The organism is Bradyrhizobium sp. NBAIM08, assembly GCF_020193935.1.
Lineage (GTDB): Bacteria > Pseudomonadota > Alphaproteobacteria > Rhizobiales > Xanthobacteraceae > Bradyrhizobium > Bradyrhizobium yuanmingense.
The window spans coordinates 118,570-132,842 of the sequence record NZ_JADYVR010000002.1 but is presented as its reverse complement, the minus strand read 5'-3'; the positions used below and the strand labels follow the sequence as shown (position 1 = coordinate 132,842).

The 14,273-nt window shown below is 63.8% G+C and carries 12 protein-coding genes; 9 read left to right on the top strand and 3 right to left on the bottom strand.

Annotated features, from left to right (window positions below):
* Positions 1–22: 22 nt before the first annotated feature.
* The 4 genes from I6F37_RS06650 (at position 23) to I6F37_RS06635 (ending at position 4,169) form a co-directional block, all read left to right on the top strand.
* Entirely contained in the window at positions 23–1,003 is a 981-nt protein-coding gene (locus I6F37_RS06650; RefSeq protein WP_225150689.1) for an ABC transporter substrate-binding protein, read from the top strand.
* 112 nt (positions 1,004–1,115) lie between these two features.
* On the top strand, positions 1,116–2,813 hold the full coding sequence (locus I6F37_RS06645) for a DUF3300 domain-containing protein (protein WP_225150687.1): 1,698 nt from the start codon (positions 1,116–1,118) through the stop codon (positions 2,811–2,813).
* On the top strand, positions 2,810–3,727 hold the full coding sequence (locus I6F37_RS06640) for a DUF2950 domain-containing protein (protein WP_225150685.1): 918 nt from the start codon (positions 2,810–2,812) through the stop codon (positions 3,725–3,727). Before I6F37_RS06645 ends, I6F37_RS06640 begins: the two co-directional genes overlap by 4 nt.
* A 7-nt stretch (positions 3,728–3,734) precedes the next feature.
* Positions 3,735–4,169 carry a hypothetical protein gene (locus I6F37_RS06635; protein WP_306469113.1) on the top strand — a complete coding sequence of 145 codons (435 nt, stop codon included), beginning with the start codon at positions 3,735–3,737 and terminating at the stop codon, positions 4,167–4,169.
* A 21-nt stretch (positions 4,170–4,190) separates the two neighbouring features.
* Here the strand turns inward: I6F37_RS06635 and I6F37_RS06630 are convergent, their stop codons facing one another.
* Complete coding sequence (locus tag I6F37_RS06630) at positions 4,191–4,709, bottom strand: GNAT family N-acetyltransferase (protein WP_225150683.1); 519 nt, start codon at positions 4,707–4,709, stop codon at positions 4,191–4,193.
* 154 nt (positions 4,710–4,863) lie between these two features.
* On the opposite strand from I6F37_RS06630, the gene I6F37_RS06625 reads away from it, so the two are divergent.
* The 4 genes from I6F37_RS06625 to fabI are packed head-to-tail and all read left to right on the top strand — an operon-like array spanning position 4,864 to position 10,089.
* A complete protein-coding gene (locus tag I6F37_RS06625; protein WP_225150680.1) occupies positions 4,864–7,092 on the top strand; it encodes a DUF3141 domain-containing protein in 2,229 nt (742 codons plus the stop codon).
* 29 nt (positions 7,093–7,121) lie between these two features.
* A complete protein-coding gene (locus I6F37_RS06620; RefSeq protein WP_036028001.1) occupies positions 7,122–8,084 on the top strand; it encodes a phosphate acetyltransferase in 963 nt (320 codons plus the stop codon).
* Positions 8,085–8,089: 5 nt separating this feature from the next.
* Positions 8,090–9,304 carry an acetate/propionate family kinase gene (locus I6F37_RS06615; protein WP_035999405.1) on the top strand — a complete coding sequence of 405 codons (1,215 nt, stop codon included), beginning with the start codon at positions 8,090–8,092 and terminating at the stop codon, positions 9,302–9,304.
* Positions 9,301–10,089: an enoyl-ACP reductase FabI gene (gene fabI, locus I6F37_RS06610; RefSeq protein WP_025035483.1), complete on the top strand. Its 789-nt coding sequence runs from the start codon at positions 9,301–9,303 to the stop codon at positions 10,087–10,089. The genes I6F37_RS06615 and fabI overlap by 4 nt, the downstream gene beginning before the upstream one ends.
* Before the next feature lie 18 nt (positions 10,090–10,107).
* Here fabI and I6F37_RS06605 read toward each other — a convergent pair whose 3' ends face one another.
* Together I6F37_RS06605 and I6F37_RS06600 are read right to left on the bottom strand one after the other, a co-directional pair.
* Positions 10,108–10,707 (bottom strand): hypothetical protein, encoded by a 600-nt coding sequence (locus I6F37_RS06605; RefSeq protein ID WP_225125426.1) that lies wholly within the window; start codon positions 10,705–10,707, stop codon positions 10,108–10,110.
* Positions 10,704–11,630 carry an alpha/beta fold hydrolase gene (locus I6F37_RS06600; protein WP_225125425.1) on the bottom strand — a complete coding sequence of 309 codons (927 nt, stop codon included), beginning with the start codon at positions 11,628–11,630 and terminating at the stop codon, positions 10,704–10,706. The genes I6F37_RS06605 and I6F37_RS06600 overlap by 4 nt, the downstream gene beginning before the upstream one ends.
* A gap of 132 nt (positions 11,631–11,762) precedes the next feature.
* Here I6F37_RS06600 and I6F37_RS06595 point away from each other — a divergent pair, with 132 nt between their 5' ends.
* Positions 11,763–14,270 (top strand): alpha/beta hydrolase, encoded by a 2,508-nt coding sequence (locus tag I6F37_RS06595; protein ID WP_036039465.1) that lies wholly within the window; start codon positions 11,763–11,765, stop codon positions 14,268–14,270.
* The last annotated feature ends 3 nt before the right edge of the window (positions 14,271–14,273 follow it).

The following is a 14,273-nucleotide window of genomic DNA, read 5'->3' as shown; positions in this document are numbered from 1 at the left end:
ACGACGGGCGAGCGTGAGGCGTATGAGACGTCGTGACTTCATGAGGCTGGTTGGTGCTGCCGCTGCATTGCCGGTCCTGGCGAAAGCCCAGGACCGAATGCCCGCCGTCGGCGTGCTGACGGGCAATGTCGCTGGTGATCCCGGCGCGCAAATGCGCGTGGAAGCCTTTCAGCAGGGTCTCACCGATCGAGGCTGGGTCGCCAACCAGAACTACCGCCTGGAGGTGCGCTGGCCGGGCCCCGATCCCGCGCGCCAGAAGTTGGAGGCGCTCGAGCTCGTCGCCGCGGCGCCGGACGTGCTGTTCTCGACCAGTACGGGATCAACACGTGCGCTGCGCGATGCAACGCAACGAATTCCGATCGTCTTCGTGGGGCTTTCCGATCCGGTAGGGACGGGGCTTGTCGCCAATCTGGCCCGGCCGGCCGGAAATCTGACCGGCTTTTCGCTCTATGAGCATTCGATGAGCGGGAAGTGGCTCGGCCTTTTGAAGGACATGGTGCCGGGAATGAGCCATGCGGCCCTGCTGTTCAACCCGGAATCGGCACCCTACGGACCGTTCTATGTTCAAGCGGCGCACCAGATGGAAAGCCGTCTCGGCCTCAAGATCGCCGGTGCGAGCGTTCGCAGCGGTCCGGGGATCGCGGCAGCGATCGAGACGGCGGCGCGCACAGGCGGCGGCCTCGTCGTGCTGCCGGATGGCGGCTTCTTCGGAACCCACAGCACGATGGCCATTGCATTGCTGGCGCAGCGGCGCGTGCCCGCCATCTTCGCAGTCCGTTTCTACGCGTCGAATGGCGGGCTGATGTCGTATGGTGCAGATCTGACCCAGCAATTTCGTGATGGCGCCGGCTATGTCGACCGTCTCCTGCGCGGTGCCGATATCAGCACTCTTCCGGTGCAATTTGCCACCAGGTTCGAGCTCGTCATCAACATGAAGACGGCCAGGGCCCTCGGCCTGACGGTGCCGAACCGGCTTCTGCTGGATGCCGAGCTGATCGAATGATTATTCGATCTTGCGCTGCAGCAGCCCCGACTGCCTCGTTTCGTTGATCTCGATCAACAAATGCTTGCGCCCCGGCTTGATCCTCCCGCACTGAAGTCCGAGGGAGGATGTGATGTTTCGTTGCGGCAAGACCCTGATGGCGCTGGCGCTGTTGATGGCAACTTCGGTCGCCGCAATGGCGCAGACCCCAACGACGCCTGCAGCCCCGGCGCCGCAGGCGCAGCCTGCCAGCCCGCCCGCACCGGCGGCCGAGCTCCTGAAGCCCGAGCAACTCGAGGCCCTCGTCGCGCCGATCGCACTTTATCCGGACGAGTTGCTCGCCAATGTATTGGCCGCCTCGACCTATCCGCTGGAGGTGGTGCAGGCCGACCGCTGGCTGAAGGAGCGCAAGAGCCTGAAGGGCGATGCGCTGAAGACGGAAGTGGAAAAGCAGGGCTGGGACGACAGCGTCAAGGCGCTGGCCAGCACCGCCGATGTCCTCGCGATGATGAGCGAGCAGCTCGACTGGACCAAGAAGCTGGGCGATGCCTTCCTCGCCCAGCAGCCCGACGTGATGGACGCGATCCAGCGTCTGCGCAACAAGGCCTATGACAACAAGAAGCTCGTCACCACCAAGCAGCAGAAGGTCAGCGTCCAGTCTCAGGAAGGCAAGCAGGTCGTCGTGATCCAGCAGGCCGATCCCGCGGCGATGTACGTGCCGTATTACGACCCGGCGACGGTCTACGGCAGCTGGCCCTATGCGGAGTATCCGCCCTATTATTGGGGCTACCCGTCTTATATCGGCGCCGGCGTGGTCGCGGCTGGCATCGCGTTCGGCACGGCCTGGGCGATCGGACGCTGGGGCAATTACTGGGGCGGCGGCTGCAACTGGGGCAACCGCAACGTCTATGTCAACCATCGCACCACGAATATCGGCAATGGCTGGCAGCACAATCCGGCGCATCGCGGCGGTGTGCGCTACAACAACAGCAATGTTCAGCAGCGCTTCGGCAACAACAATCTGAAGGCCGGCGTGTCGGACCGGATGGATTTCCGCGGCCGTGACGGCAACCAGGTGCTGCGCCCCGACCAGGGTGTCGGGGACCGGGCGGGAGATCGTGCGGGTGATCGCGGCGGTCCAGGAGATCGCGCAGGGGATCGCGCAGGAGATCGCGCAGGGGATCGCGCCGGCAATCGTGGCGACCGTCCGGGCGCGGGCGATCGCCCCAGCGCAGGGACGCGCGACCGGCCTGGCGGCGGCGATCGTGCCGGTGCCGGTGATCGTGCCAAAGGTGCGACCAAGGGCGGTGGCGATCGCGCCAAGGCTGCGAACCGCGCCGGCGGCGGTGCGGCCAATCGTGGCGGCGGCAATCGTGGCGGGGCCATGAACGTTTCCTCCGGCCGCTCGGCGGCCGCAGCATCCGCACGCGGCCGCGCCAGCATGGCGAGCATGCCGCGCGGTGGCGGCGGCGGACCAAGCTTTGCCGGCCGAGGCGGCGGTGGCGGAATGGCGATGCGCGGTGGCGGCGGAGGCGGCTTCCGTGGCGGTGGCGGCGGCGGCCGGCGCTCGGATATCGCGCTCAAGCATGACATCGTCCTGCTCGGGCACCTTTCGAACGGCCTTGGCTATTATCGCTTCAGCTATATCGGCAGCGACAAGGCTTATGTCGGCGTGATGGCGCAGGAGGTCGAGCAGGCGATGCCTGCTGCCGTGACCCGCGGCAGCGACGGCTATCTGCGCGTCCATTACGAAAAACTCGGGCTGGCGTTCCGCACCTATCGCGACTGGCTCGCCGGCGGCGCGAAAATTCCTGCGGAGGTGATGCCATGACCGGCATGAAATCGTTTAGCCGTGCGCTGATACCCGGCGTCCTCGCGCTCGCGCTGCTCGGATCGGCCTCTCTCGCACAGGAATCCTACAAGACACCGGAAGAGGCCGCGTCTGCGCTCGCCGCCGCGGTCAAGAGCGGCCCGAAAGACATCTTGAAAGTGCTCGGCAGGAATGCGGAGGACATCGTGTCGTCCGGCGACGAGATTGCGGACAACGACATTCGGGCGCGTTTCACTGCGATGTACGACGCCAAGCACGGCATCAAGGCGGAGGGCAACAAGACCGCCACCTTGATGCTCGGGCCGGACGATTTTCCGTTTCCAATTCCGCTGGTCAACACCAGGACGGGTTGGGCGTTCGACACCGACGAGGGACGCATCGAGGTGCTGCGCCGTCGCATCGGCCGCAACGAGCTCGACGCGATCCAGACCGCGCTCGCCTTCGTCGACGCGCAAAACGAATATGCGGAAAAGGACCGCGGCGAGGGCGTCGGCGTCTACGCGCAGCGCATCTCCTCCTCGCCCGGCAAGAAGGACGGCCTGTTCTGGCGCGACGACAGCGACCCGAGCCCGCTCGGCGCGCTCGCGGCCGAAGCAACGAAGGAGGGCTATCGCGGCGGTGATGTCGGGCCGACGCCCTATCACGGCTATTACTTCCGGATTCTGAAAGGGCAGGGGCGGGATGCGCGCGGCGGTGCGCTCAACTACGTCGTCAAGGGCAAGATGATCGGCGGCTTCGCCCTGATCGCCTGGCCCGCGGAATACGGCAATTCGGGCGTCATGACCTTCCTGGTCAATCATGACGGCGTCGTCTACCAGAAGGATCTCGGCAAGCGCACCGAGTTCATCGCCCAGCGCACCACGTTGTTCAATCCCGATGAAACCTGGAAGAAAGTCGATGCCGCAAAACCCTGAGCCGCGCATGCGCGCATTTCGCCTGGTCGCGCTGCTCCTGCTCGCGCTCGGGCTGACCCTGCCGGCGGCGCCGTCCTTCGCGCAGGCCACCGGCCAGGTCAGAGTGAAGATCGTCAAGGCGGGCCTCCTGGCCGGCGGTGGCGCCGGCAGCGGCGTGTTGACGTACCGGGGCAAGACCTATCCCTTCAGCGTCAGCGGCGTGAGCTTGGGCATCACGGTCGGTGCAAGTGTCGGTCGCCTCGACGGCTGGGCATCCGGCATTAGGGAGGTCAGAGATTTTGCCGGCAACTACAGCTCCGTCGGCGGCGGCTTTGCGCTGGTCGGCGGTGCCAACGGTGTGCACCTCCGCAACGAAAAGGGCGTCACGATGGTGCTGCAAGGCCCGAAGGCGGGACTCGAGCTGGCGGCCAATATCAGTCGGATCACGATCGCTTTGAGGTGAGGCTCAAGCCGGGCGCGCGGATCAAAGCGTGAGCGACAGGTGCACCGTTCTCGGATCGTCACTCCGCGCGAGCTTGAAGCCCGCCTTCGCGAACACGCTGCGCATGGGCATGTTGTCGGACAGAACCTCGGCTGTGAGCTCTCTTACGCCTTGTTCGCGCGCGATCTCTGTCAGGTGCCTCAGCAATAAGGAGCCCACCCCGCGACCTTGCCAGGCATCCACCACGACGAAGGCCATCTCGGCCCGACCGGGCTCGACGATGACGTACCGGCCGCCGCCGATAACGGCGTATCGACCCTGTTCCTCGGCGAGAGCGGCCAGCGCAACGTGATTGCTGAAATCCACGTCCATGAAGAAGGCACGCTCCTTCTCCGAGAAATGCCGTTTCAAAACGAAGAACCGGTTCTGCAGCGACTGCGGTCCGGTACGCGCGACGGCGGCGAGCATGTCCGCCTCGTCGCTGGCGCGAAGCGCGCGGACCTGGATCGGGGTGCTGTCCTTCAGCACGGTTTGCACGCTGTAAGTTGCAGCTTGGGACATTGCCGATGTCGCTCTTTCAAAACCGCCCGGCCGGGTCTCATGCCCTATAATGCAGGATAGACGCCTCCGAAGCGTGCAGATCATCTTGACCTAGATCAACGTTCGTCCTCGCTCCAAGCCGTCAATTGGCCGAGGCGACGGAGAGGTCGAGAACATGTCCATGCACAAGATGCAAATTCCGGGCGGTCCCATGTCGGGGCTGGTCGCCTCGGCAGTCGAATACCTCGTCGATGCGGGACAGCGCAGTATCCTGTTCCTGGATATCATGCGCCGGCGCGGGGACCAGTACAGGGAGCACCTCGCGCAAACCGCCCCGCATGTTCTGCAATATGCGGCGGAGTTGATCATCGACGGGCGCCAGCTCGCCGAGCCCGTCAATTACGCGCTGGTGCGCATCGTTCCGCCCGCCAACGTCGAGATCGACATGAACCGGCGGCCGTTCGTCGTGGTCGATCCGCGTGCGGGCCACGGCCCCGGCATCGGCGGCTTCAAGGCCGACAGCGAGATCGGGGTGGCGATGAAAGCAGGCCATCCCTGCTACTTCATCGGATTCCTGCCGGACCCGATGCCCGGTCAGACCATCGAGCGCATCGCGCGTGCCGAAGCCATCTTCATCGAAAAGGTCATGAGCCTTCACCCGGATGCCGACGGCAAGCCCTGCGTGATCGGCAATTGTCAGGCCGGATGGGCCGTCATGATCCTGGCCTCGCTACGTCCCGAGCTATTCGGCCCGCTGATCATCGCCGGCGCGCCGCTGGCCTATTGGGCCGGCGTGCATGGAAAATATCCGATGCGCTACTCGGGCGGGCTGTTGGGCGGAAGCTGGTTGACGGCCCTGACCTCCGATCTCGGCGCCGGCAAGTTCGATGGTGCTTGGCTGGTGCAGAACTTCGAGAACCAGAACCCGTCGAATACGCTCTGGACCAAGCAATACAACGTCTATTCCAAGGTCGACACCGAGGCGGATCGTTACCTCGAATTCGAGCGTTGGTGGGGCGGCCACGTCAACCTGAACGCCGAGGAGATCCAATTCATCGTCGATGAGCTGTTCGTCGGCAACAACCTCGCGGCCGGCAACATCGAAATGTCCGATGGCCGGAAGGTCGACCTTCGCAACATCAGATCCCCGATCGTGGTGTTCTGCTCGGAGGGCGACAACATCACGCCGCCGCAGCAGGCGCTGCATTGGATCCTCGATTGCTATGCCGATGTCGATGAGATCAGGGCCTATGGCCAGACCATCGTCTACACCGTGCACCAGAACATCGGCCATCTCGGCATCTTCGTCTCCGGCGGCGTCGCCAAGAAGGAGCACGCGGAATTTTCCAGCAACATCGACCTCATCGACGTTCTGCCGCCCGGCCTCTATGAAGCGACGTTCGAAGCGAAGGATGAGGAAACCGCAAGTTCGGATCTGGTCGTCGGCCAGTGGGTGATGCGCTGCGAGGCGCGGACGCTCGAGGACATCCGCGCCATGGGCGGCAATTCGCCTGAGGACGAGCGACGCTTTGCCACCGCCAAACGAATCTCGGAAATCAACCTGGCGGCCTATCGAAAATTCGTCCAGCCATGGCTCAAGCGCATGGTGACGCCACAGATGGCCGAATGGGCTCACAACATGCATCCGCTGCGGCTGCAATACGAGCTGTTCAGCAGCCAGAATCCTTTCATGGCGACGGTGAAATCATTGGCCGAGAAGGCCGCCGAGAAGCGCAAGCCGGTCGCTGCGGACAATCCGTTCCTGGCGTTCCAGGAGCAGATCTCGAAGCAGGTCGTTCACGCCCTCGACAGCTGGCGCGATTCACAGGAGGCGCTCAGCGAAGCGATGTTCCTCAGCGTCTACGGATCCCCGGCGCTCCAGGCGGCGGTCGGGATCGATCCGACGTCCACGCCGTCGCGTCGGCGTGAGATGTCCGCCGAGCATCGCACCATGCTCGAGAAGCGCATTGCCGAGCTGAAGTCGCGGATCGGTGAGGGCGGCCTCCGTGAAGCGGCGTTACGCGCTTTGCTCTATGTCGGCTCGGCACGGGGGATGGTGGACGAACGCAGCATCGAGGCTCTGCGCCGGGTCCGCCGGGATCATGGCGGCGCACGCATGTCTCTTGCCGAGTTCAAGATGCTGGTACGCGAGCAGTTCTTCATGCTGCTGCTCGACCGGGAAGGGGCGCTCGCTGCAATCCCGAAATTGCTGCCTGACGACATGAACGTTCGCCGCGCAGCATTCGAGGCGATCGAGCAGGTGCTGTCGGCCAGTGCGGATGTCACCGGCGAGCGCGCCAACCGGCTGCGGCAGATCGCCGGCCTGTTTGGCCTCGACACCGCGGAAGGTGCCGAAAGGGCGTCGAACGTTGCCCCTTTCGATCCCAAGGCGAAGGCGTCGTAACGCGAGTTGCAAGGATCGGGAGCGACATCATGTCAGCAGATGCGACGGCCACGCAGTCTCCCAGCAAGTATGATCGCCTGATCGCGGCGGCCAGGGCAATCCCGCCGACGCCGACCGTCGTGGTGCATCCCTGCGATGAGACATCCTTGCGCGGCGCCGTCGACAGCGCGTCTGCCGGCATCATCCGGCCGCTCCTGGTCGGACCGGAGCGGAAGATCCGGGATACGGCTGGCACGTTCGGCCTGGACATCTCGGGTTATGAGATCGTGGATGCCGCGCACAGCGACGAAGCCGCGGCGAGGGGTGTCGAATTGATCCATGCCGCGCGCGGCGAACTGCTCATGAAGGGCAGCCTTCACACCGACGAGCTGATGCGAGCCGTCACGGCCAAGGTCGGGGGATTGCGCACCGATCGGCGCATCAGCCACGTTTTCGTCATGGATGTGCCGGCCTACGCCGAGACGATCTTCGTCACTGACGCCGCAATCAACATCTTCCCCGATCTGGACGCCAAGCGGGACATCATTCAGAACGCGATCGATCTCTACAATCAGGCGGGCTTCGGCAAGTCGCCGCGGGTGGCCATCCTTTCCGCGGTCGAAACCGTCACATCGAAGATTCCATCCACGATCGAGGCCGCGGCGCTCTGCAAAATGGCGGATCGCGGCCAGATCACGGGCGGCGTGCTCGACGGGCCGCTGGCGTTCGACAACGCGATCGACCTCGAATCCGCACGGATCAAGGGCATCAAGTCCGAGGTGGCCGGCCGCGCTCAGATCCTGGTCGTGCCCGATCTCGAAGCGGGCAACATGCTGGCCAAGAACCTCGCCTATTTCGCCAAGGCCGACGGCGCCGGCATTGTGCTCGGCGCGCGCGTCCCCGTCGTCCTGACCTCGCGTGCGGACAGCCCAAGAGCGCGGATGGCGTCCTGCGCGGTTGCTGCACTTTATGCTCACGCGCGGCGCCAGAAGGCGCCGACAGTCGCGGCGTGACCGCCATGGACAGCATCCTCGTCGTCAACGCCGGCTCCTCGAGCGTCAAGTTCCAGGTCTTTGCGGTCGAGGGTGAGGGCGTTCTGCGCCGCCTGATCAAGGGGCAGGTGGACGGCATCGGCAGCCGTCCGCGCTTGCGGGCGAGCAGGGCAGGCAATGATCCCATGGCGGACCGGGCCTATCCGATCGAGGCCATTCCGGACGTGCCGGCGGCGATGCAAGTCGCGGGGGAATGGCTGCGGAACGAGGCGCGCATCCATCCATTGGCGGTCGGGCATCGCGTCGTCCATGGCGGGCCGGATCATGAGCGGCCAATTCTCGTCGATCATGGCGTGGTGGCACGGCTAGAACGCTTCGTCACGTTAGCGCCACTGCATCAGCCGCACAATCTGGCGCCGATCCGCTCGATCCTGGCCAATTTCCCGACGATACCCCAGGTCGCGTGCTTCGACACCGCGTTTCACCGCACGCACGGTCCGCTGGCCGATCATTACGCCATCCCCTACCAGCTTCACGCCGAAGGTGTGCGACGCTACGGCTTTCACGGGCTCTCCTATGAGTACATCTCCAGGACCTTGCCCCAGATTGCGCCAGAGGTCGCAAAGCGCCGGGTGATTGTCGCCCATCTCGGCAGTGGCGCGTCGATGTGCGCGATGAAGAATGGGCTGAGCGTCGAGAGCACGATGGGATTCACCGCGCTCGATGGGCTGCCGATGGGCACGCGCCCGGGCCAGCTCGATCCGGGCGTCGTGCTGTACCTATTGTCCGAGAAGGGGATGACGCCATCGAAGGTGCAGGATTTTCTCTATCGCGATTGCGGATTGAAGGGGCTTTCCGGGCTCAGCAACGACATGCGCGAGCTGGAGGCGAGCACGGATCCGCAAGCGAAGCTGGCGGTGGACTATTTCGTCTATCGCATCGGCCTCAACGCCGGAATGCTGGCGGCGGCGTTGCAGGGGATCGATGCCTTCGTCTTCACCGCCGGCATCGGCGAGAACTCGAGCGGCATCCGCGCGCGTGTGGCGGAGCAGCTCGGCTGGCTTGGCGTGGCACTCGACCCGGCCGAGAACACGCGCCATTCGCGGCTGATATCGGCAAAGACGAGTCTCGTTCCGGTCTACGTCGTCCCGACGGACGAGGAGCTCATGATTGCGCAGCACACGCTGACGCTGTTGATGAACGGCCAATCGCCCAACCCCAGAAAAGAGAGGGTGTCATGATTCCAGTATTTCCGGACAGCAAGGTCGCACTAAAGGGGAAGAAGGGCCTCGTCGTCGGCATCGCCAATGACCAATCGATCGCCTGGGGCTGCGCCAGGGCGTTTCGCGCGCTCGGAGCCGATCTCGCCGTCACCTATCTGAACGACCGCGCCAAGAAGCACGTCGAGCCGTTGGCGCAGGCCCTGGAAGCGCCGATCTTCCTGCCGCTCGACGTCATGGTCGAAGGCCAGACTGAAGCGGTATTCGAGCGGATCAAGTCGGAGTGGGGGCAGCTCGATTTCCTGCTTCATTCCATCGCCTTTTCGCCGAAGGAAGCATTGCACGGCCGCGTCGTCGACGTCGGCCGCGACGGCTTTCTGAAGACCATGGACGTCTCCTGCTGGTCGTTCCTGCGGATGGCACATCTAGCCGAACCCCTGATGAAGAACGGCGGCACGATGTTCACCATGACCTATTACGGCAGCCAGATGGTGGTGGAGAACTACAACATCATGGGCGTCGCCAAGGCGGCGCTCGAAGCCGCGGTCCGCTATGCCGCTGCCGAGCTCGGTCCGAAGGGCATCCGCGTGCACGCGATCTCGCCAGGGCCGCTCGCCACCCGCGCGGCCTCGGGCATTCCGGAGTTCGATGAGCTAATGGACAAGGCGCAATCCAAGGCGCCCTCGCGCAGCCTCGTCAGCATCGACGATGTCGGCAACGCCACCGCGTTCCTGGCGCTCGACGGCGCTAAGCTGATCACCGGTGGCGTGCTCTATATCGACGGCGGCTATCACATCATCGATTGAGCGCGCAATCGCGCGTTGTCATGCCGGCGGTACGCCGATGCCGATGCACTCGAGTAATTCGCGCCAGAGCTTGCGGACGTCGGCGTGACGCTGCGCGAGCGCCGCACTGACCGCGTCGCGATGCGGCGCAAGGTCTGTGCTCTTCAGAAACAGAATCTGGGCCTGCAACAGCCGGCCACTCTCAAATTCGATCCGGCGTAGCGCCATAACAAAAGGATCCTGCGCATTGGCCTCGATCGGTAGGAGCGCAGCCGGCCGTATACCGGCATGCACGGCGTGGGCAAGCGCTGCGAGGTGAATCATTTGGGCAAGGCGAGGGTCTGCGATCCCTTCGACCGGTGCAGGCAGCCAGGCGGACTCCCAGGAGGCGAACATGTAACCCAGGGAAGGATCCACCACCCAGGACGTGGCGCGCAGCAGCAGCGAGACGATCTCGGTCTCGCGATAAAATTGAGCATTCAATTCGGTCTGCCATGCCGCGTCGAGCCTCGCGGGCAGCATGAAAGCGAATTGCCGGGCCAGGGCGCCGTGGGCCGAGATCAGGAATGCTGCGACCTTCGTCTGCTGGTACGGTGGAATGCGGCCGTCCGGCGCGACGGGACCGAGGAAGCCGCTCATGGCAGCGCTCGCTTGACCGGGATGGCACGCAGATGATCGTAGCCGGCAGGAAACGGCGTGAGCTCGCCGCCGGGCTGGTCCGGCGCCACCCAGACCGCTTGATTGCCCTGCCAGCGGCCGGCCAGCACGTCTTCGGCAAAGCGCGCCAGCAGATCGGCGGTCAGTGTCCCTTTCTCCAGCGTGAAGGCGTGATAGGCCCTGGGGATGATCACCAATGAGCTGTTCTGAATCTCGACTCGCAATGTTTCGTGGAGACCCCGCGGCGTGAGAAAGTCGAACTCGCCGTTGAGAATCATGGTCGGAACGGCGATCGCGGACAGGTGCGGCGTGAGCGGCTGGAAGTCGAGGAAGGATTCCATCAGGTTTTGCAGCGCGTAGACGTCGTTGACCAGCCAACCTTGCCGCTTCACGCTATCGAGCTTGTCCAGCAGCGGCTTCAGCCATTGGTCGGAGAGGTTCATGGGTAACAGCAGGTCCTGGAGGTAACTTGTGCCGCCGAGGATCAGCGCGGTCCGCAGCGCATTGCCAAGCAGCAAGAGTTGCGGCGACAGCTCCGCAAAGCAGCTCATCGGCACCAGCCCGGCCAGCCGCTTGCCATGCTCGATCGCATATCGCAGCGCGATCAGGCCGCCAAAGCTGATCCCGCTCAGAAAGATCGGACCGTCCCCGAGTTCGTCGATGAGGAGGCGCAGTGCAGCGACTTGATCGTCCTGGCTGATGAAGAGCCTCGGCTTGTCGGAGGCGCCCTGGCCGAGAAGATCGAAGGTCGCAACGCGAAAGCCTCGCGCCGACAAGGCCTCGCGATAGGCGCTCCACAGCTCGGAATATTGCGTCAGCCCGTTCACGAGAACATAGGCCGGTGCGCCCGCCGGCCCGTCGAGCTCATAGCGGATCCGATATGAGCCGTGGCTGAGGAAAGGCATCGCGAGGGTACCGCCGGTCTTTTGATGCCCGCGATCCTCGATTCCTCCGAGCGGATTCCATTGAGCTAGATCAAACCTTCCCCGGCCGCCCTGCCTAGCGTTTCAGGAAAATCTTCCAGGGAGGATCGCATCATGGCCGGACGAGATGCGTTGAATCGTTGCCTGTTGAGCCTGATCGTGCTGCTGCTCGGAACGGCGATCGCAACCGCACAGCCTTTCACGCGCCGTTCGTCGCAGGTGCAGCATGACGGGCTGAAGAAGACCTACGAGATCGCCAACTTCCGCCTGGGCGGCAAGTACGACCTGACCGACCCTTCCAAATGGGAGAACGGCGGAGAGGGCGGCGTCACGCTGGAATCGCTCGGGGCCGGCAAGCTGCGCACGGCTTACATCGCCGTCGGCAACGCAAGGCGCAACGCGGCGGGCGAGATCACCAATGCCATCGTGATCAACTCCTATTATTCCGGCGATTCCACCGACATGTACGAACAGTGGGTCAAGGGTGCGGCGTTGTCGGGTGGCGTACCCATCATTGGTCCGGGCCGGCCGATCGATACGGATCGTTACTATGTCATCATGGTCGATCCGCTCGGCACTTGGGGCGCGAGCAAGCCATCCGACGGCCTAGGCATCAAGTTTCCGCAATACAGCTACTACGACATGGTGCAGGCGAACTACCGCCTGCTGCGCGACGAGCTGAAGGTCGCGCGCGTCGCGCTGGTGACCGGCGTCTCCATGGGTGGCACGCAGACCTACGTCTGGGGCGTGATGCATCCGGAATATGTCAGCGCCCTGATGCCGATCGGCGGTACCACGCAATCGGATGGCGACGACCCGGTCGGCAACTGGACTTTCCAGATGATGACAGCCGCGATCCAGGGCGATCCGGTCTGGCAGGCGACCGAGGGCGACTATTACAAGCTCCCGAAGGAAAAGCATCCGGTGCCGGGCGTGGCCTTCGGCTGGTCGATCCTCGGCATGACGGGTTATGACTTTTCCTTCCGCACGACCCAGAACTGGGCGGCGGTACAGCCCGAGATTTTCTATTGGGATCCGCCGAACGAGAAGGCCGGCCTCAACGTCATTAATCGCGCCAAGCTCTACGACGCCGTCGACCTCGTCTGGCGCAATCGGGTCGGCGAGACCCATAACGTCAATCCCTATCTCGGTCGCATTCAGGCTCGCACGCTGGTGATGCACATCACCAACGACCTCTGGCTCAACTTCAAGCTGGCGCAGAAGGCTGTCGATCGCGTGCCCGGCGCTGATCTTATCGCACAGGAGAGCCCCGTCGCGCACTACGGCGTGTTCCCGATCATCAACCAGCGCAAGAACGATCCGAAGTTCGTCGCCTTCATGGATGACGTGGCGGCCCTCGATCGCGCCCAGAAATTCGTCGACAAGAATTACCGCGTGCCCGGCGTCGCCCAGACGATCGATCCCAAGAAGTCGTTCTGGAAGGCCTACGTGACCTATCCCTATCCGGTCAAATTCGGCAGTGCCAAGGACAAGAGCGGCAACTCCTGGGAAATCGGCTACATGGACGAGTATGCCGGCACCGACAAGGATCCGAAGGTGCTCGTCATCATCCACGGCAAGGGCGCGTTCGGCGGCCATTACGGCAACATCATGCAGTATGCGTTGCGCAGCGGCCTGCGCGTGATCGTGCCGGACCTACCGCATTACGGCATGTCGGGGCCCGGCAATCTCGACAAGAATCCCGCTCGCACCATGCAGGACATGCGCGAGGTGATCTACGACCTCGTGGTCAACCAACTCGGAGTCAAGAAGGCGTACTATCTTGGCCACTCGCTCGGCGGCCAGTTCGTCGTGGGCTACGCCCTGACCTGGCCTGATGCGGTGCAGGGCCTCGCCTTGGAGGCGCCGTCCGGCCTCGAGGAATATCCGCGCGAGATCACCATTGCCAAGGACAAGAAGGCGACTCTGTTCGCCGACGGCCTCGGCCGGGACTTCGACAAGTGGAAGCAGGTCTGGGACCAGACCGGTATTCTCGCTGCGGAAAAGGCGCGGAGCGAGCAGAACGTCCGCGACTTCTTCTACTTCAAGAAACGTGATCCGGACACCGGCGTGGTATCGGCTGCGAAGAGCGGATACTTCTTCAACGACAGCGAATATGCCCGTTTCCATACCGAGCAACGCGCCGGGCTTACCAAGGGCAACCCGAAGGAGCTCGATCAGTGGTGCAACGTCTTCATCTTCGACATCTACACGATCGGTGCTGAGCTCCAGCAGGATGACCCGAAGAACCTCTATGAGCGGGTCACCCAGATCAAAGCGCCGATCTTCCTGGCGTTCGGCGACAAGGAGCCGTTCATTCCGACGCCTGCGTTCAACGGCCTGACGGACCTCGGCCGCGACGTCATCACGCCGTTCATGACGCGTATGACCAATGCCGGCAACCGGCCGATGCTCAAGATCTATCCGGAGACCGGACACTTCATCCACACCGACAATCCAGTGGAATACGCTGCCGATGTCGTGGATTTCGTGACCAACGGGGAGGTGGACACATCATCGCCGCTCGGAACCGATCGCATGATCAAGGGCGCCGTCGTCTCTGCCTTGCCAGTGGCGCCGACACCGCCTGGAGCGGCTCCGACGGCTGGCCTCAACAAGTAGGGC

Excerpts from the sequence above, each read along its gene's own strand:
- fabI (WP_025035483.1), top strand. The coding sequence starts at position 9,301 with ATGATTCCAGTATTTCCGGACAGCAAGGTCGCACTAAAGGGGAAGAAG.
- I6F37_RS06625 (WP_225150680.1), top strand. The coding sequence starts at position 4,864 with ATGTCCATGCACAAGATGCAAATTCCGGGCGGTCCCATGTCGGGGCTG.
- I6F37_RS06620 (WP_036028001.1), top strand. The coding sequence starts at position 7,122 with ATGTCAGCAGATGCGACGGCCACGCAGTCTCCCAGCAAGTATGATCGC.
- I6F37_RS06595 (WP_036039465.1), top strand. The coding sequence starts at position 11,763 with ATGGCCGGACGAGATGCGTTGAATCGTTGCCTGTTGAGCCTGATCGTG.
- I6F37_RS06650 (WP_225150689.1), top strand. The coding sequence starts at position 23 with ATGAGACGTCGTGACTTCATGAGGCTGGTTGGTGCTGCCGCTGCATTG.
- I6F37_RS06645 (WP_225150687.1), top strand. The coding sequence starts at position 1,116 with ATGTTTCGTTGCGGCAAGACCCTGATGGCGCTGGCGCTGTTGATGGCA.
- I6F37_RS06615 (WP_035999405.1), top strand. The coding sequence starts at position 8,090 with ATGGACAGCATCCTCGTCGTCAACGCCGGCTCCTCGAGCGTCAAGTTC.
- I6F37_RS06635 (WP_306469113.1), top strand. The coding sequence starts at position 3,735 with ATGCGCGCATTTCGCCTGGTCGCGCTGCTCCTGCTCGCGCTCGGGCTG.
- I6F37_RS06640 (WP_225150685.1), top strand. The coding sequence starts at position 2,810 with ATGACCGGCATGAAATCGTTTAGCCGTGCGCTGATACCCGGCGTCCTC.
- I6F37_RS06600 (WP_225125425.1), bottom strand. The coding sequence starts at position 11,630 with ATGCCTTTCCTCAGCCACGGCTCATATCGGATCCGCTATGAGCTCGAC.
- I6F37_RS06630 (WP_225150683.1), bottom strand. The coding sequence starts at position 4,709 with ATGTCCCAAGCTGCAACTTACAGCGTGCAAACCGTGCTGAAGGACAGC.
- I6F37_RS06605 (WP_225125426.1), bottom strand. The coding sequence starts at position 10,707 with ATGAGCGGCTTCCTCGGTCCCGTCGCGCCGGACGGCCGCATTCCACCG.